Here is a 14,936-nt window from a genome sequence, read left to right as displayed (position 1 = left end):
CATGGACCTGCCCGACGACTTCGACTACTCCACCAGCGCCGACTCCTTCGCCGACATCCTGCTGCGCACCCAGAACGCCCTCGACGCCGTCCACGACCGCCTCGACGAGGCGCAGCGGAACGCCGACATCGCGGCCCTGCGTCGGCTGGACTCCACGACCTGGCCCCATCGCGAATGACCGCGCCTGACTCAGCCGGTACCGCCAGCCCGTATGTGGAAGGGCCACCTGGGCCGGGGATACGGCACGGAGGTCCTGGCGCGCATCGCGGGCGGCGGCATCAGCTTGGACAATCCCACCGGCGCGGCAGGTCGGCGCAGAACTGGCCTGTACTGGTTGTGTCGAGGTTGTGGCCGCGGTGATCGTCGGGCCTCTACGCTGGCGCCCTACTCGAGGGGGCATCAGGTGAGCGAGACGGCGGCGGACAAGCCGACGGGCCCGGATCCGGAGTTGGTGCGCCGCTACAAGGCGCTGCTCGGTGTCGGAGTCGTCGCGGTGGTGGTGTTCGCCGTCGTCCGCGGGTGCGCCAGCGACGACTCCGACAAGGTGCGCAGCCGGGCGGTCACGTCGGGGGAGGTCGTGCCGTGGCCGTTCACCGTGTCCGCGGGGATGCTGCGGTGCCGGCCGGGGGAGAAGGTGACGTTCGAGGTGGGCGGCGTGGAGTACGCGTTGAACGGTCTCGCGCAGGCGGATTTCCCGAAGCCGACCGCGATCTGGGCGGACGATCCGGTGCTGGGGCACGGGCTGAAGAAGGACATCGGCAAGGTGATCGCGGCCGGCCGGGCGCTGTGCTGACATCTCGCATCCGTGTTCCCCGTTGGCTTGCCGTTGGGGACCGGTCAGGGCATAGCATCGCAGTATGGCTGCACATGCCGAGACAGCGCCGGGTGCCCGGGTACCGACCGGGCCCCGTGCTGAGCGTGCCGAGCTGGACAAGGCGTTGACGACTCTGTACCGCGCCGCGCCGAAGGAGGCGTGGCCTGGGGTGGATCGAGCGCTGGCCGCGCTGACAGCGTGGATCAGGTCGGTGTCCAGCGGCGGCTGGTCCGACGAGGCGCTTTCCATATATCGGGCCGCTGCGATCGCCTTGGAGGAGTACGAGGAGAGTCTGCCGCCTGACCTCGTCCCGATCGCGGCACTCCGGTCCCGGGATTGGGCTGCCATGTCCGCGGAAGGAGTGGTGTACCACGAGTCGGCGGCGCCGTCCGGTCCGTGGCACAGCAGCACCGAGGCCCTGCCGAACGCAGCACAGCGTGCTCGGAGGCGGGCATACCGGAATCTGCCGGATAGCGAATCCGGAAAGCAGTCGGAAGCAGTGGGCGGGCGGAAGCAGGCCGACGTGGAGGCTCCTGTTTCTCTCGTCCGAGAGGATCGCATGGTCCTCCCGCCAGCTCGCCCTCGGGCCCCCAAGGGATGGCTGCCGGTTTTGGGGTTCGAGCTGCCGGAAGAGGTCGGCGCCGAGGTCGCGGAGGTCGCCGCCGACAAGGGGGTGACGTCCGCGGAGTATGTGGCGGAGGCGGTGCGCCGGCAGTTGGAGCAGGACCGGCTGGCGGGCCTGGACGCATGGCTCGAGCAGGAGCACGGTCCGATCCCGGAGGATTCACTTGCGCGGGCGGAGGCATTGTGGCCGCGCGCCGAGTAGCCCCGGCCGTCCGAAGCGGCACCCTGTTCTTGGACAGCGAAGGTCTGTCGAAGCTCGCCGAAGGCGACCGCGATGTGCATGCGATCATGCGTGTCGCCAGGCTGAACGGCGCGCGTATGGTGCTGTCCGCTGTGACCCTCTCCGAGGTCGTACGTGGGGACCGTCGGGACGCCAACATCAACCGGGCGATCGCCGCATCCGGTGAAGTCGTACCTGTCACCGCAGAGATCGGCCGAGCCGCCGGGAAGCTGTTGGCGAAGGCCGGGCTGGATGGCCGGTGCACAGTCGATGCGGTCGTCGTCGCGACCGCCGCGCTGCAGGCCCCGCCAATCGTGATCCTGACCAGTGACGTCAACGACATCACCGCGCTCGTTGCCGAGACGGGCCTGCCGAAGGACGCGATTCACGTCCGGCATGTCTGATTGGTGCTGGTTGGGCGCCCGGCCCGACGAACCCGCGTAGCTCACCGCTCGCCTCCGACGGCCGGGCGCAGCGCCGGGGTTGTCGGGGTGGTGCGGTGGCGGGGTCGTTCGGTGCGTAGGCGGCGGGCGTCGCGGTGGAGGGCGGCCATGTCGGTGCCGGCGGCTTCGAGGAGTCGCAGGGTGGGGCGCAGGGTGCACAGCGCGGTGCCGGTGTCCGGTGCGGTGGTGTCCGTGGTGGCGGTGGCCGGCTCGCTGGTCGTGTCGGGGTCCGCGGCGGTGGCGCCGGCGGGGTCCGCCGCCGGGCCCGGGCCCGGGTCCGGCGCCGTCCCGGCGGCCGGGGCCGTGGGGGTGTCGGGTTGGGGGTTGCCTGCCGCGCCGCTCGTTGTGGAGGGCGGGCGGCCGGGCTCAACCCGGTGTGGTGCGGGCTCCGGTTGCGGCGCGGCAGGCGTGTCCACGGCGTCCCCTTTCGTACGGCGGCCGAGGTGTTGATCACTGTGCCGCCGTGGTGCTTCCCGCCGGAAGCACCGCATCGTCTTCACCGCCGGCCCGTAGGGTGGGTGAATACAGGCCGGGACCGGGCGGGGGCGGACGCGTGGGCACACTCGACGACATGAGCGACCTCACCGTCGGACGCCTCCTGCGGATGCTCCGCGTCAACGCCGAGCTCACCCTCGCCGACCTCGCCGCCCGCATGCACTACTCGCGCGGCCACGTCCACAACGTCGAGAGCGGCAAGCGCGCGGCGAACGAGGACTTCACCCGCGCCGCGGACACCGCCCTCGACACCGGCGGCCTCCTCACCCACCGCTGGCACCAGGAGCAGAACGCCGCCGGCGGCGGGGACCCGCGCCTCGAGCGGCTCCTGCGCGCCTCCGCGGCCGGATCGCGCACCCTCGCCGCCATAGCCGGGCAGGACACCGACGACCTGGGCGCGGACGTCGCCGACCTGGCGACCGCCTACCTGGCCTCGCCCCCGGGGCCGATGCTCCACGATGCGCACACCGTCCGCCAGGAGGTCCTCGCACGCCTGCAGACCCGCCACCACCGGCCGGCGGAGCGCACCGAGCTGTACCGGGCGGCCGGGCACCTGTCCGGGATCCTGGCGTATGCGGCCCTGGACCTGGGCCATGCCGGTATCGCCGCCGACCACGCCCAGGCCGCGTGGCGGTGCGCGGACTTCGCGGGCGACGACGAGCTGCGGGTGTGGGTGCGCGGCACGCAGTCGCTGATCGCCCGCTTCCGGTCCGACTACGCGGCCGCGCTGGAGTTCATCACCGACGGGCTGCGGTACGCGGCCCCCGGGCGGGGCACGGGCCTGGCACGGCTGCTGTGCGGGCAGGCGCAGTGCCTGGCGAACCTGCACGACTCGGCGGGGGCGAACGCGGCCCTGAACGCCGCCGAGGACGCCCGAGACCGTGCCGGCGCGGACTTTCTGGGCGGCCTGTTCGGGTTCTCCCTCGCGAAGCAGCGCTACTACGCGGGCAGCAGCCTCATCTGGCTCGACGGCGGGCCGGACGCGCAGCGGGCCGCCCGCGAGGCCGAGGCGGCGATCGCCCTGTGGGGTGAGAAGGGCGCGGTCGAGCGGTCCCTGGACGACGAGCACCTCGCGCACGTCTACCTGGCGACCGCCCGGGCGCAGCTCGGTGACGTCGACGCCGCGGCCGCGGCCCTCGGGCCGGTCCTCGGCCTGCCCGAGGACATGCGGATCTCCTGGATCGTCAAGCGCATGGGCCGCCTGGCCGCGCTGCTGGAGGAGCCCCGCTTCGCGGGCAGTGCCGTCGCGCGGGAGACGGCCGGGGCGATCCGCGCCGCCGGCTGACCGGCCCGACCGGGGGCCGGGGCCCGGGGCTAGGGTGGTCGGTGTGTCCCCGATCCTCCATCCGACCTGGTGCGATCCCGCGCACTGCGACGTCCCCGACGACCGGCCGCTCGGTGCCCGCGGTGGCGCGCACCGCTCCGTGCTGGTGCCGCTCAACCTGGAGGCGGAGGTCCGCGGGGAGAGGGGCTGGGTCCAGGCGGGCCTGTCGCAGGCGGCCCGGCCGCGCGCCGTCGTGTTCCTGAAGTGGGTGATCGACGGGCAGGCCGTCGGACACATCCCCCTCGAGCAGGCCGAGCCCCTCGCGTGGCTGATCGCCGACGGCCTCGCCAACCTGCGGGGCGATGACCGGCCCGTCGAGCACCCGGGCACGCCGGGCCCGTAGGCGGACCCGGCCCGCCGGGCCGCCGGGTCAGAGCCGCTTCGGTTCCCCGGCGGGCTCCAGGACGTACGGCGCCCCCCGGTACATGGGCGGGACCCAGACGCTCGCGACGACCTGCAGGGCCTCCGGCAGCCGCGGCGCCACCGGGTCGGCCGCGGGGACGCCGTTGACGACGCTGACGGTGTCGCCGTGCCGCACCACGGTGTCGATCCGCGGCAGGACCGGGTGGGCTTCGAGCAGGACGAAGACGATGTCGACCGTCGTCGTGACGACGATCCTCGGGTTCCGGGGGTCGTTGTCGACGGACCGGACGGTGTCGGCCATGCGGGGTCTCCTCGGTCGGGAAAGCGAAAGCGCCCGGCCGGCAGGCCGAGCGCAGCGGGGCGGGCGCAGGTGGCGGGGCTACAGCAGGGTGATGGCGAGCGCGGCGGGGAGCAGGCCGAGGCCGACGTGCGCGGCCTGGTCGACATAGGCGGCCCCGCCCTGGGCGAGGAACTCGGCCTGCCCGGTGCGCTCCATCCACCACCGGACCGCCCACCGGCGGTCGATGAAGCTGTGGCTGGCGCCGATCCACGCGAGGCCGGCGGCCAGGCCGGCGGTACTCGGGTGGAGGTCGAGGGCGAACGCCCCGAGGAGGAGCACCGCGGTGATGGCGACGTGGGTGGCGGCGTGGAGCAGGTTCTCGCCCCAGCCGTGGTGGTGGCGGCCGGGGTTCGGGCCGTCCTCGCCTTCGGTCCAGCCGGCCTTGCGGGCGGCTTGTCGGTCCGTCTGGCCGGGATAGTCGGCGAGCCAGTGGCCGGTGAGCAGCAGAACGAACAGATCGGCGAACATCCGGGTCTCCTCAGGCGGTGGGTTCGGGCGGGTAGTTGTCGAGGTCGGGGGTGGTGGGGATGAGGTCGTCGGTCTCGAGCCAGACGGGCCACGGCTTGCGCCACCAGGGCGGGTAGGCGGGGTCGGCGTCGGGAAGGTCGACGCTGTCGTCGAGGAGGTCGGCGCGCTCCTCCGGGGTGGCGCCGTCCCACCAGGTGTCGAAGTCGCAGCTCACGGCCGAACCTCGGCCGCCGTGTTGGTGGTGGCCCCGTCGAGGGCGCGCACGGTGGGACACGGCACTGCTTGGAGCGGAGAGCACTCGTTGCACACGGGGTCGCCATGGCAGTTGCGGCCGCGGGTGAAGTGCAGCGCCCGGACGGCGGCGAGGCGGGCCTCGGCCTGCTCAGCGCGGGCCGTCTCCGCGTAGCTGGAGTCCAGGACCCGCGCGCAGGACAGGCAGGACGTCTGCCAGTCGAGGGCACCCTCCAGCTCACGCAGCCTGGCCTCGGCCTGCCCGGCGCGGGCGGCGCCCCGGAGCTCGCCGGACGTGAGCTCCCGGATCGCCTCGTACTTCTGGTCGGTGGTGTGTCCGTCCCACTGGGCCCGCGGGTCGGTCGGGTCGACGTGCTCGACGTGGTGGTACAGCTCGGCGTCGCGGGGTGCGATGTGCCAGGACATCTGGCGGCCACCGGCGGTGAGGTAGAGGATCTGCCAGCCGGGGTCGGCGATGTCGGTGGCGGGGGTGATGACGGCGGGGTGGATGGCGGCGAGCCAGGCGGTGAGGTGGGCGCGCTCGCGGTAGGCGCCGTCCCGGTTGGCCTCGGCCTCGGCGAGGCGGGCCTGGAGGATGTCGACGGTGCGCGCGGCGTCGGCGGCCCGAGCCTGCTGGCGGCGGGCCTCCAGGATGGTGGACTGCCAGGCGCGGCGGGCGTAGGTGGCGCGACGGCGGGCGGACTGCCAGGCGGCCCGGTAGCGGTCGGCGCGGCGGCCCGGCCGGCGCCACGCGGCGAGCTCGTCCTCGGCGGCGCGCAGGTCGGTCTCGGCCTTGGTGGCGCGGGTGAGCGCGTCGTCGCGTTGGCGCGTGAGCTGCTGCTGGTAGGTCTCCTGCTCGGGGATCATGCGGCGCTCCTGACTGGGCCGAGGTGTAGCTGGCCGGTGCGGTAGGCGAGGACGATGGCGCTTGGGTTGGTGCGGGCGCCGAGCTTGCGGCGGATGCAGGAGAGTCGGCTATTGACGGCGTCGTAGCCGATGCCGAGTTCGGTGGCGATCTCGTGCGGGGTGTAGTTGTCGGCGAGGAGGGCCAGGACGTCGACCTCGTTGGGGTTGAGGGGGTCGTCGGCGCGGGCGTGGACGGTCACGGCTGCGGCTCCTCAACGAGGTCCATGGCGACAGCAAGGGCCATCGCCGCGTACTCCCCACCGGACAGGCCGACGGTCCCACCCCGCTGGAGAATCGCGACCGAGTTCTGGCCGAGCCGGACATCGACGGTGCGCAAGGACCGTTCGATCCGGGCAGCCAGCTCGGCCGCCGTGTACGTGTCGAACCCGATCGACATCTTCCCGTCGGTGTCGCGGAACGTGCGCGGGATGCTGATGCGCGGCTCAGGGCGGGCGGACTCGGGGGCGTAGGCGCAGTCACCCCATGCGTAGGTGTGCGTAATGGCCTGACGGCAGGCTCGCGCGCACCCGTCGAAGTCGGTGGGGATCGGCTCGCGGGTCACGGCTGCGGCTCCTCGGTGACGGGCTCGTACGTGGCGGCGAAGATGCCCGGCTTGCACGGGTAGTGCTCGCCCTGCACGCCTCGGATGATCCAGTCGCCCTCGGAGGCGCGCATCGAGCCCTCCAGGGTGTCGATGGTGAGGAACAGGCCCTGCTCGTCCTCCCCTGCGGCGGAGAACTGCTCGATGGGCACGAAGCGGACGGCGGCGCGGAACGAGTCACGGGTGAACTGGATGGCGTCGATCTCGACGGGGCGCTTACGAAAGCGGGTCACGATGTGCCTTCGGGGCGGGGGATGAGGCCGCTGGTCTCGGCGGCCTGACGTACGGGGTCGGGCTGGGCGGGCCCGGGCGGCTGGTTGCTGCGGGCTGTGCCGTGGCAGCAGGCGATGAGGGTGAGGCCGGAGCCGGCGCCGAGGATGGCGCCGGCCACGAGCAGCAGGTGCGCGGTCGTCACTCGGCTGCCCGCAGACGGGCGATCCGGTCGAGCGCGGCCTGCACAGTGAGGCCGTTTACCGTGACGTGCCGGGCCGCCTCCTGTGCGAGCTTCAGCGCGGTGTCGAGGTCGTGCCGGTGATTGGCCGTCCACTCGTCGCGGGCGGCGTGGTAGGCGTCCCACTCGGTGTCGTTCTCGGGTTCGCGGCTGCCGGGCTTGCCGGGCGGCCACTCGGGGCCCCAGGACCACTGGCCATCGGTGCCGAGCGACTGGTGGTGCCGGGTGACGGCCCACAGGTCGCGACCGCGGTACTCAACGGCGATCTCGAAGACGTGGGCGTCGGGGCTGGAGTCCTCGGGCATGCAGTTGACGGTGTAGCGGGTGGCCTGCACGCGCGGCTCGGGGGCGGTCACTGCTGGCCGCCGTCCTGGCCGAGCACCGCACGGGCCACCGCCAGGGCGTGATGGTCGGTGCGCTCCGCGATGAACGTGGCCCGGGCCTCGTCGTCGCCGTCCTCCCGCCAGACCCGCCGTGCCGCGGACTCGGCCGCCCGGTGCGTGCGGGCGGCCTGTGCCAGCCAGGCCGCGACGGCGAGACCGACGCCGGGGTGCATCAGAGCGATGTACTCGGCGGTGTCGTGGCGTTCCTCGGGGAGGTCGGCGCCGGGGTGCGACGTCCATCCCTTGCGGGGCTTGACGATCGGGCCGACGCGGAGGAAGCCGTTCGCCTGGTGGACGACCCACGGGCCGGGGTCGCCGTGCAGGGTGGCCGCGGCGCGCAGGCGGCGGGCGGCGGCGGTGAGCAGGGCGGCGGGCTGGTCGGGCACGGGCGCTCCTCGGGTGGGTGGGGCCGCCGCCCGGGGTGGGCGGCGACGGGACGGTTGGTCAGGCGGCCGGCTGGAGGTCCTCGCCGGTGATGGACTCGACGAGGGCGGACATCAGGACCTCGGCGGCAGGCGGGGTGACCGCGTTGCCGTACTGGCGGACCTGCTCCCGCTTGTTGCCGAGCACCGTGTAGTCCCGGCCGAACGCCATCGCGGCGCCGATCTCGGTCGGGCTGAGCATCCGGAACAGGCACTCCTCGACCGCCATCTCCGCCGTCACCAGGGCGTGCCGGTCGACGCTCGTCACGGTGGGCGCGGGCTGGCCGGTCGGCCGAGCGGTGCCGTTGCCGTAGTACGGGACGAGCAGCGCCTCGGTCTCCCGGGTGGTGCGGGCCCTGAACGGCTCGCCCACGGGCCGGGCTTCCTCGTTCCAGGTGCCGCCGGCGGGGACGAGCATGGGCGGGGCGACCAGGCCGTGGTGGTTGCCCGACGCGCACACGGTGGCGAGCGGGTCGGAAGCCGGTCGGTGGTCGGAGCCGCCGCCACGGAGCTCGGCGACGAAGGGCTCGAACCATGCCACGCCGGTCTCGTTGCGGGTGGTCATGGTCCGCAGCGGGTCGTCGGCGGGTGCTGCGGCCTTGCCGTCGCGGCCCTCGACGGGGACGGCGAGCGGGCGGGCGTACTTGGCGAGGCCCGCGCGGATCCGGGCGAGGGTCTTCGCGGCGAGGGGCTTGGCCCGGTCGCCGATGCGCTGGCCGGGGGTGTCCCAGTCGATCGCTGCCGCGGCGGGGAGGGCCCACGGCTCGACGGGGGTCCAGCAGCCGGCCACGGGGCAGCGGTAGATGTACTGGGCGCGGTAGCGGCCCCACCCGCGGTCGGGGTTCTTCCATGACTGGACGGCGTGCACGCGGCCGTGTTCGGGGCAGATGGCGTCGGGGCGGGTCCACTTCTCGATCTGCGGGGCACGGTTGCCCTTGAGCCAGTAGACGACGTACATGCGGTCGCGGGACTGCGGGGCGAGGGGGGTGCCGAAGCGCGGCCTGGCGTGCATGGAGTTGAGGTAGACCAGCCGCATGTCGTAGTCGAGGGCGCGCAGGGCCATGCACCAGGAGTCGAACAGGGCCCAGTTGCGGGCGTCGACGACGTTCTCGACGACGCCGCCGAGGACGGGTCGGCCGCGCAGGGCCATGGCTTCGAGGTAGCGGGGGACGTCCCACATCGTGGCGCGGGAGCGGACGGCGGCTTCCTCGGGGAGGACCTCGCCGAACAGGTCGGGCTGCATGTCGGATCCTCGCTTGACGCCCTTCGCCACCGAGTGGTTCGTGCACTCGGGACTGGCCCAGAGGAGGTCGGTGCGGGGGTAGCGGCGGAAGTCGATCTGGGAGATGTCGGCGCAGTCGTGGCGGACGTCGGGGAAGTTCTGTTGGTGGGTGTCGACGGCGAGCTGCCAGTGGTTGGCGGCGGTGGCGACCTGGAGGCCGGGGACGTTGTGCATGCCCTGGCTGGATCCGCCGGCGCCGCAGAAGAAGTCGGTCACGGTGAGCACGAGTTGGTCTCCTGGTGTCAGCTGGTCGGGGTGCGGGCGGCGAGGGCGTCGGCGTCGCGGTCGATCTCGTCGGCGGCCGGGCAGTGGCAGCTGATGAACGAGCCGCCGTCGGCGTGGACGTCGTGCTTGGGGCAGTGGCGGCGGAGCATCGCGGCGCCCTCCCGCATGCCGGCCGCGCGGGCGGCGTCCAACTCGGCGCGGAGGCGGGTGTTCTCGGCGTCGCGGGCGGCCAGCTCGGCCTCGACGATCGGCAGCACAGCGGCGGCCAGGCCCTCGGGGCTGCCTTCGATCCGGACGACCCACCGCCACGGTGCGGGCCGGCGGACGGGGTGGGCGGCCTCGCACTCGTCCTCGGTGGCGCGGCAGTCGGTGCCGTCGCAGGAGTAGGCGGCTGCGAGCAGGCTGTGGGCGATGCGGTCGTGGAGGTTGGCCGGCGGCGGGGTGGCGGTCACCGGTCGCCGCCAGCAACGCGGGCGATGCGGGCGGCCTGCGAGAGCCCGAGCCGGCGCATGACCATGGCGTCGTCGCCCGGGTGCATGCGGAGGTTCCGCAGACTCGCGGCGTCGATCTCCTGGGCGATCTGCTCGCAGATCTCGGCCTGGTAGGCGTCGAGGAGGTGGATCATTACCTGCTCGGACTGTGGGCGGATGTCGAGCAGCTGTTCGCGGGCGGTGGTCATGGCGGGCCTCCGTGGCGGGTGTGGCGGGGCTGTGCGGGCGTGTGGCGGCCTTACGGGCGGGCGGTGGCCGACGGGTCTGGTCCGGCACTGCGGGGTTGTCAGGCGGGCGCCTGCGGGCCGCCGGGGGCGGGCTCCGGGTTGAGCGCGGAGGCCTGGCTGCAGCCGGTGCAGCCGGTGGCGTCGTGCTTGATGCCGGCGGCGAGGAGGTCGAGGAGGTTGACGGCGTCGTCGTCCCGGCCGGCGTGCTCCAGGGTTCGGGCGGCCTCGGTGTACGCGTCGCTGCGGGCGGTGGCGAGGGCGGCCTCCAGGTCCCGGACCCGGGCCGTCAGCCGGCTGTTCTCCTCGGTGATGGCGAGCAGGTCGGTCGCGGCGTCACGAATGCGGGCCGGGGCGAACCAGACGAGGGCGTCCGGGTCGATCAGGTCAGCCACGGTGCCGATCAGCGGGCGAACGGCGGCGAGGTGTTCGGGGAGGATGTCTGCGGCGGCCCGCTGCCGGGCGGCCTCCGTGGCAAGTACCTCCTTGCGGTAGGCGTCGAGGAGGCCCTCCGGAGTCCTGCCGTTGTTGGCGCACTCGGGGACGCTGATGACGCCGAGCAGGAGGTCACGGGCAGACTGCTGGGTGCTCATCGGCTGGTCTCCTTGGAGGCGATCTGGCAGGCGGTAGCACGGCAGGTGACGGACGCGTCGTCGGGCTTGAGTTCGTCCTTCGGCCCGTTGCGGTAGCCGCAGGCGGTGAGGAGGGCGGTCTCGCCGGAGGGGAGCCGAACGGGCTTCGCGGCGTGGGTGTTGCGGCCGCCGTGGAGGCGCAGACGGTGCGGGTAGGGCTGGGTCATGGGTTCTCCTGGGCGCGGGTCGGGGCGGGTCCGGTCAGGCGGCGGGCTGGACGGTGTAGGTGCCGTCGGGCTGGCGGGTGATGGTGTCGCCGAACTTGGCCAGGGCTCGGGGGAGGCCGTCGTGTTCGAGGATCGTGAGGCCGTCGGCCTCGACCCGGTTGGTGAACGGGTCGGCGACGAAGTGGAGCTTCGACGGGCCGATGAGTTCCCACAGTTCGCCGAGGTTGGCCGGGCCGACGGTCCACTCGGTGCGGTTGGTGTCGGCGCACAGGGTGCACGGCGTGTGGCCGGTGGTGTCGGTGGTCTGGAGGACGGCGCCGCCGTGGTTGAGGCGGGCGGTGTCGAGGGCCTGGCAGGCGGCGTCGGCGTGGTAGCGGGTGGTGCCGCGGATGACGAAGGCGGTGGTCATGGCGGTCTCCGGGTTCAGGCGGCGGGGCTGGAACGGGGATTCAGCCGCGGGTGTCCCGGGGCGGGGGTGTGGACGCCGGCCCCGGGACACCCATGGCGGGCGTCAGCCGGCGGGCGGCGCCTCGGCAGCGGCCTTCTCGGCGTGCTTCTTGCGCTCCGCCTGGTGCTCGTCGACCCACTTCTCCGGGTCGTGGCCGGCTGCCATGGCGTACTCCCAGGCGGCTTCGGAGAAGTCGCCGGCCTCGAGTTCGGCTTCGATCCTGGTGAGCAGCTTCGCCGTGCGGGCGGGGCTGAGGTTCCGCATCCCCTCGAGCAGCCGGTAGGCGGTCCAGGCGTTGCTGCTGGTGATGGCGTACGTGCCCAGAAGGTGGGGGTCGGCCGGGTGCGGGAGTTCCATGGCGTCCGCTGTCGCGACGGCGATTCGGTAGAGGAGGCGCTCGGTCACCGTTGCGGCGATGCCGTCCGTCTCGGGTTCGTGGGTGTCGGCCGGGGCGGCATCGGCGGCGCCGAGGGTGGCGCTCCATTCGGCGGCGGCCTTCGCGCGGGTGTGGCCTTCCTGTAGGCGTACGGGCATCTGGAGGCCGAGGAAGTCGTCGCCGAAGAGGATGAGCGGCTTGCCGGGGGCCGCCTGGCTGGCGTTGAGGATGCAGCCGGCGGTGGCCCAGCGGCCGAGGTATTCGGCGGTGAGCGCGGTCAGCGGCACGGGCTGCGGGGCATCGGCCAGCAGGGTGGCGACCATGGCGCGCCACTTCGGGAAGTCGCCGCCCGTGGCGGTGAGGTGGATCTCGTCCGTCGGCCCCTCGAGGGTGATGGTCTTCCCGGTCGTGCCGATGCGGATGTTCGCCTCGCTGTCGTGGGCCTTGAGCCACTGGCGCAGGCTCTTGATCCGGGAGCCGGGGATGGTGGCCTGCCAGGGCCCGTCGTCGCTGCGGAGCGGGGTGCGGGAGATGGCCATGGTGTGGCGGTCGGTGGCGATGGCGATCAGGTGTGTGCCGTCGCTCTCCAGGTGGACGCCGGCGATGGCGGGCAGCCAGTCGGCGCGGTTCATGTGGGGTTCGACCTGGGAGAGGATCCGGCGCAGTTCGCGGACGTTCACGGCGGCCCGGATCGGGGTGTCGGTGCTCATCGTCGGCACTCCAGGGGTGTTGAGGGGGCGGGGTGGTCGGGTCAGGCGGCGCGGCGGGCGGGCTGCCGGGCGTCGACGGCCCAGCGGTCGACCCAGTCGGCGTGGAGCGCGTGGCGGAAGGCCAGGTCGGCGTCGGCGCAGTCCTCCCAGCCGTTGCAGCGGGTGCAGTCGGCCGGGGGGTGCGCAAGGTCGGCGGCAGCCTGTACGGCTGCGGCGGTCGCGCTGATCGCGAGGCGGGCGCGGTAGCGCTCGTCGTCATCGGGGACGGGGTAGCCGTGGGCGGCGAGGAGGCGGTCCTCGGCGCGGTTCCTCTCGTGGAGGTTGCGCTCCAGGACGTGCGTGCCGGCGGCGGGCCAGTGGGGCAGCCAGTCGGTGATGCGCTGGATGCGGGCGAGGTCGGCGGTGACGTCGGGGTCCTGGTAGGCGGGTCCGTTCGGGTCGGTGATGAGGCTGAGGCCGGCGGCGGTGATGGCGGCGAGGTGCAGGGCGGTCACGGGGGCCTCCGGGGGTGCGGTTGTACGCCTGTCGGTGTGCGCCGCGGGCGCCTGGGGCGGTGCGTCGTGGCGTGCCCAAACACTACAGCTTTCCCATTGCTTAAGCAATAGGAAAGTCTGGTGGGGAAGCGAAGGGCCCGGCCTCATCGAGACCGGGCCCCTGCCGCAGATCGGCGTTCCGTCAGAACGGCGGCTCCTGCGTGTACTCGCCCTTCCCGGCGCCCCACCCGGCATCGGCACCGGCCGGCGCGCCGGAGCCCCCGGGCCGGGACGGCGCACCCGCGCCGTCCTGCCGGGCCGGCCCCCAGCCGCCGTTCTGCCCCCGGCCCGGCGTGTTGCGCGCCACCTGCGCGGACGCGAAGCGCAGACTCGGCCCGACCTCCTCCACCTCGACCTCGAACACGGTGCGCTTCTCGCCGTCGCGCGTCTCGTACGAGCGCTGGCGCAGTGCGCCCTGCACGATCACCCGCATGCCGCGCTGCAGGGACTCCGCGGCGTTCTCCGCCGCCTGCCGCCACACTTGGCACGCCAGGAACAGGCTCTCGCCGTCCTTCCACTCTCCGGCCGCCCGGTCGTAGGTCTTCGGTGTCGACGCCACCCGGAACTTCGCCACCGCCACTCCGGACGGGGTGAACCTCAGCTCCGGGTCGTCGACCAGGTTCCCCACGATCGTGATCTGCGTTTCCCCAGCCATCAGGCCGCTCTCCTCCGCCTTGTCGTCCGGCACACGGCCGCCTCGAGCACCGCACGGTGGCGTGCGGCCTCCAACTCGCTGACTTCGGGCCGGCGGGGGTTCCAGTCCTCGACCCGCCCCGTCGGCAGCTCCTCCATGAGCAACCGCTCCAACGCGCTGAGGTCCTGCCCGCTCACGAGGCCAGCCTCCATCCTTCGATCTGTGCGGACTGCTGCTGCGACTCGGCCTGCTTCGCGAGCTCGTAGGCGTCGAGGACGCGGCTCTCGGGCATGCCCAGGAGGCGGCCGATGCCGCGCCATCCGCACCGCCTGCGCCCCAGGACGAGCAGCGCCGCCGAGGCGGCGGACGCCAACGCGCGGGCGCCGTCGGGGCCCAGGTCCGCTCCGTTCAGTGCGAACGCCCCGCACGCCCCGCACGGGGGCTGGGCGACTGCGGCGTGGAGCAGCCAGCCGCTGCCCGACCCGCAGTGCCCCGTCCAGTCCGGGGTTCCTGCCGGGTCGTCCAGGGCCTCGTCGTCCCACTGCAGGGGTCCGGCCCATCCTCCGGCCCGGGCGCGTATCAGCGAGCGCACCGACGAGCCGGGCACCGACCAGAGGGCGTTGTACGCCGTAGCCACGGCCTCGTGGTGGGCCGAGGAGATCGACTTGTACCGGCCGTTGAGGATCTCCGAGAGCGTCTGCGGGCACAGCCCGGACGCAGCGGCGATCGTCTTGCCGTAGTGCCCGATGGCCATCAGCGCCTGGATCCGCCGCACGGCGCCGAGGGCCGGGCAGCGCGCCGGGACGAGTCCCAGCCGTTCGGGCCGGACCGCGAGGATCTTCTCGGCGGTGCTCGTCCACAGGACCGGCCGAACCTCGCCGGCCAGCTGCATCAGCCGGGTGTGGGCAACCCCGGTCGCCTCCGAGATCTGCCGCCAGGTCGCGCCGGTCGCCCGGAGCTCGCGAAGCCTCGCCCGAACGGGGTCCGCCGGGGCGGTCCTGCGCCGACCCCGGGCGTGGTCCAGGCGCAGCTCCTTGTCGTAGCGGGTCCGCCGGTACACGCACTGGGAGCAGTTGCATGCGGGCCGGGAGGCGGTGCCGTGCGCGCGGGCATAGGTTCCGTGGTCCGG

The 14,936-nt window shown here is 73.5% G+C and carries 28 protein-coding genes; 6 read left to right on the top strand and 22 right to left on the bottom strand.

Features of this window, described 5'->3' with window-relative positions; genetic code table 11:
• Position 1: 1 nt before the first annotated feature.
• The 4 genes from ACIGZJ_RS31025 (at position 2) to ACIGZJ_RS31010 (ending at position 2,062) form a co-directional block, all read left to right on the top strand.
• A complete protein-coding gene (locus ACIGZJ_RS31025; RefSeq protein WP_396460372.1) occupies positions 2-178 on the top strand; it encodes a hypothetical protein in 177 nt (58 codons plus the stop codon).
• A 225-nt stretch (positions 179-403) separates the two neighbouring features.
• A complete protein-coding gene (locus ACIGZJ_RS31020; protein WP_396460371.1) occupies positions 404-793 on the top strand; it encodes a DUF2511 domain-containing protein in 390 nt (129 codons plus the stop codon).
• 64 nt (positions 794-857) lie between these two features.
• Positions 858-1,640, top strand: coding sequence for a hypothetical protein (locus tag ACIGZJ_RS31015; protein ID WP_396460369.1), 783 nt, complete (start codon positions 858-860; stop codon positions 1,638-1,640).
• A gap of 29 nt (positions 1,641-1,669) precedes the next feature.
• Positions 1,670-2,062: a PIN domain-containing protein gene (locus tag ACIGZJ_RS31010; RefSeq protein ID WP_396460368.1), complete on the top strand. Its 393-nt coding sequence runs from the start codon at positions 1,670-1,672 to the stop codon at positions 2,060-2,062.
• Between the two features lie 41 nt (positions 2,063-2,103).
• Here ACIGZJ_RS31010 and ACIGZJ_RS31005 read toward each other — a convergent pair whose 3' ends face one another.
• Positions 2,104-2,517, bottom strand: coding sequence for a hypothetical protein (locus ACIGZJ_RS31005; protein WP_396460367.1), 414 nt, complete (start codon positions 2,515-2,517; stop codon positions 2,104-2,106).
• Between the two features lie 155 nt (positions 2,518-2,672).
• On the opposite strand from ACIGZJ_RS31005, the gene ACIGZJ_RS31000 reads away from it, so the two are divergent.
• Both ACIGZJ_RS31000 and ACIGZJ_RS30995 read left to right on the top strand, forming a co-directional pair.
• Complete coding sequence (locus ACIGZJ_RS31000; RefSeq protein ID WP_396460366.1) at positions 2,673-3,881, top strand: helix-turn-helix domain-containing protein; 1,209 nt, start codon at positions 2,673-2,675, stop codon at positions 3,879-3,881.
• Positions 3,882-3,924: 43 nt separating this feature from the next.
• Complete coding sequence (locus ACIGZJ_RS30995; RefSeq protein WP_396460365.1) at positions 3,925-4,263, top strand: hypothetical protein; 339 nt, start codon at positions 3,925-3,927, stop codon at positions 4,261-4,263.
• A gap of 27 nt (positions 4,264-4,290) precedes the next feature.
• On the opposite strand, the gene ACIGZJ_RS30990 is transcribed toward ACIGZJ_RS30995, so the two are convergent.
• From ACIGZJ_RS30990 to ACIGZJ_RS30890, 21 genes are all read right to left on the bottom strand, one after another.
• Positions 4,291-4,584: a hypothetical protein gene (locus tag ACIGZJ_RS30990; protein WP_396460364.1), complete on the bottom strand. Its 294-nt coding sequence runs from the start codon at positions 4,582-4,584 to the stop codon at positions 4,291-4,293.
• A 78-nt stretch (positions 4,585-4,662) separates the two neighbouring features.
• Complete coding sequence (locus tag ACIGZJ_RS30985) at positions 4,663-5,091, bottom strand: DUF3307 domain-containing protein (protein ID WP_396460362.1); 429 nt, start codon at positions 5,089-5,091, stop codon at positions 4,663-4,665.
• A gap of 10 nt (positions 5,092-5,101) precedes the next feature.
• Positions 5,102-5,305: a hypothetical protein gene (locus ACIGZJ_RS30980; protein ID WP_396460361.1), complete on the bottom strand. Its 204-nt coding sequence runs from the start codon at positions 5,303-5,305 to the stop codon at positions 5,102-5,104.
• Positions 5,302-6,189 carry a hypothetical protein gene (locus tag ACIGZJ_RS30975; protein WP_396460360.1) on the bottom strand — a complete coding sequence of 296 codons (888 nt, stop codon included), beginning with the start codon at positions 6,187-6,189 and terminating at the stop codon, positions 5,302-5,304. The genes ACIGZJ_RS30980 and ACIGZJ_RS30975 overlap by 4 nt, the downstream gene beginning before the upstream one ends.
• Positions 6,186-6,428 (bottom strand): LuxR C-terminal-related transcriptional regulator, encoded by a 243-nt coding sequence (locus ACIGZJ_RS30970; RefSeq protein WP_396460359.1) that lies wholly within the window; start codon positions 6,426-6,428, stop codon positions 6,186-6,188. The genes ACIGZJ_RS30975 and ACIGZJ_RS30970 overlap by 4 nt, the downstream gene beginning before the upstream one ends.
• The gene (locus ACIGZJ_RS30965; protein ID WP_396460358.1) at positions 6,425-6,790 is read right to left on the bottom strand and encodes a hypothetical protein; all 366 of its coding nucleotides are present in this window, start codon (positions 6,788-6,790) and stop codon (positions 6,425-6,427) included. Before ACIGZJ_RS30965 ends, ACIGZJ_RS30970 begins: the two co-directional genes overlap by 4 nt.
• The gene (locus ACIGZJ_RS30960) at positions 6,787-7,062 is read right to left on the bottom strand and encodes a hypothetical protein (protein WP_396460357.1); all 276 of its coding nucleotides are present in this window, start codon (positions 7,060-7,062) and stop codon (positions 6,787-6,789) included. Before ACIGZJ_RS30960 ends, ACIGZJ_RS30965 begins: the two co-directional genes overlap by 4 nt.
• Positions 7,059-7,244: a hypothetical protein gene (locus tag ACIGZJ_RS30955; protein ID WP_396460356.1), complete on the bottom strand. Its 186-nt coding sequence runs from the start codon at positions 7,242-7,244 to the stop codon at positions 7,059-7,061. Before ACIGZJ_RS30955 ends, ACIGZJ_RS30960 begins: the two co-directional genes overlap by 4 nt.
• Positions 7,241-7,636: a hypothetical protein gene (locus ACIGZJ_RS30950; RefSeq protein ID WP_396460355.1), complete on the bottom strand. Its 396-nt coding sequence runs from the start codon at positions 7,634-7,636 to the stop codon at positions 7,241-7,243. The genes ACIGZJ_RS30955 and ACIGZJ_RS30950 overlap by 4 nt, the downstream gene beginning before the upstream one ends.
• Positions 7,633-8,049, bottom strand: coding sequence for a hypothetical protein (locus ACIGZJ_RS30945; protein WP_396460354.1), 417 nt, complete (start codon positions 8,047-8,049; stop codon positions 7,633-7,635). The genes ACIGZJ_RS30950 and ACIGZJ_RS30945 overlap by 4 nt, the downstream gene beginning before the upstream one ends.
• A gap of 58 nt (positions 8,050-8,107) precedes the next feature.
• Entirely contained in the window at positions 8,108-9,592 is a 1,485-nt protein-coding gene (locus ACIGZJ_RS30940) for a DNA cytosine methyltransferase (RefSeq protein WP_396460353.1), read from the bottom strand.
• 17 nt (positions 9,593-9,609) lie between these two features.
• Complete coding sequence (locus ACIGZJ_RS30935) at positions 9,610-10,044, bottom strand: hypothetical protein (RefSeq protein ID WP_396460352.1); 435 nt, start codon at positions 10,042-10,044, stop codon at positions 9,610-9,612.
• Positions 10,041-10,271 (bottom strand): hypothetical protein, encoded by a 231-nt coding sequence (locus ACIGZJ_RS30930; RefSeq protein WP_396460351.1) that lies wholly within the window; start codon positions 10,269-10,271, stop codon positions 10,041-10,043. The genes ACIGZJ_RS30935 and ACIGZJ_RS30930 overlap by 4 nt, the downstream gene beginning before the upstream one ends.
• A gap of 98 nt (positions 10,272-10,369) precedes the next feature.
• On the bottom strand, positions 10,370-10,900 hold the full coding sequence (locus ACIGZJ_RS30925) for a hypothetical protein (protein ID WP_396460350.1): 531 nt from the start codon (positions 10,898-10,900) through the stop codon (positions 10,370-10,372).
• Complete coding sequence (locus tag ACIGZJ_RS30920) at positions 10,897-11,106, bottom strand: hypothetical protein (protein WP_396460349.1); 210 nt, start codon at positions 11,104-11,106, stop codon at positions 10,897-10,899. The genes ACIGZJ_RS30925 and ACIGZJ_RS30920 overlap by 4 nt, the downstream gene beginning before the upstream one ends.
• 34 nt (positions 11,107-11,140) lie before the next feature.
• Positions 11,141-11,515, bottom strand: coding sequence for a hypothetical protein (locus tag ACIGZJ_RS30915; protein WP_396460348.1), 375 nt, complete (start codon positions 11,513-11,515; stop codon positions 11,141-11,143).
• A gap of 102 nt (positions 11,516-11,617) precedes the next feature.
• Entirely contained in the window at positions 11,618-12,640 is a 1,023-nt protein-coding gene (locus ACIGZJ_RS30910) for a hypothetical protein (RefSeq protein WP_396460347.1), read from the bottom strand.
• Between the two features lie 41 nt (positions 12,641-12,681).
• Positions 12,682-13,134, bottom strand: coding sequence for a hypothetical protein (locus ACIGZJ_RS30905; protein ID WP_396460346.1), 453 nt, complete (start codon positions 13,132-13,134; stop codon positions 12,682-12,684).
• 181 nt (positions 13,135-13,315) lie between these two features.
• Complete coding sequence (locus ACIGZJ_RS30900; protein WP_396460345.1) at positions 13,316-13,828, bottom strand: single-stranded DNA-binding protein; 513 nt, start codon at positions 13,826-13,828, stop codon at positions 13,316-13,318.
• A complete protein-coding gene (locus ACIGZJ_RS30895; protein WP_396460344.1) occupies positions 13,828-14,004 on the bottom strand; it encodes a hypothetical protein in 177 nt (58 codons plus the stop codon). The genes ACIGZJ_RS30900 and ACIGZJ_RS30895 overlap by 1 nt, the downstream gene beginning before the upstream one ends.
• Positions 14,001-14,867: a hypothetical protein gene (locus ACIGZJ_RS30890; RefSeq protein ID WP_396460343.1), complete on the bottom strand. Its 867-nt coding sequence runs from the start codon at positions 14,865-14,867 to the stop codon at positions 14,001-14,003. The genes ACIGZJ_RS30895 and ACIGZJ_RS30890 overlap by 4 nt, the downstream gene beginning before the upstream one ends.
• Positions 14,868-14,936: the final 69 nt, after the last annotated feature.

The organism is Kitasatospora sp. NPDC052868, assembly GCF_044547105.1.
Lineage (GTDB): Bacteria > Actinomycetota > Actinomycetes > Streptomycetales > Streptomycetaceae > Kitasatospora.
This window is presented reverse-complemented; position numbering and strand designations above follow the sequence as displayed.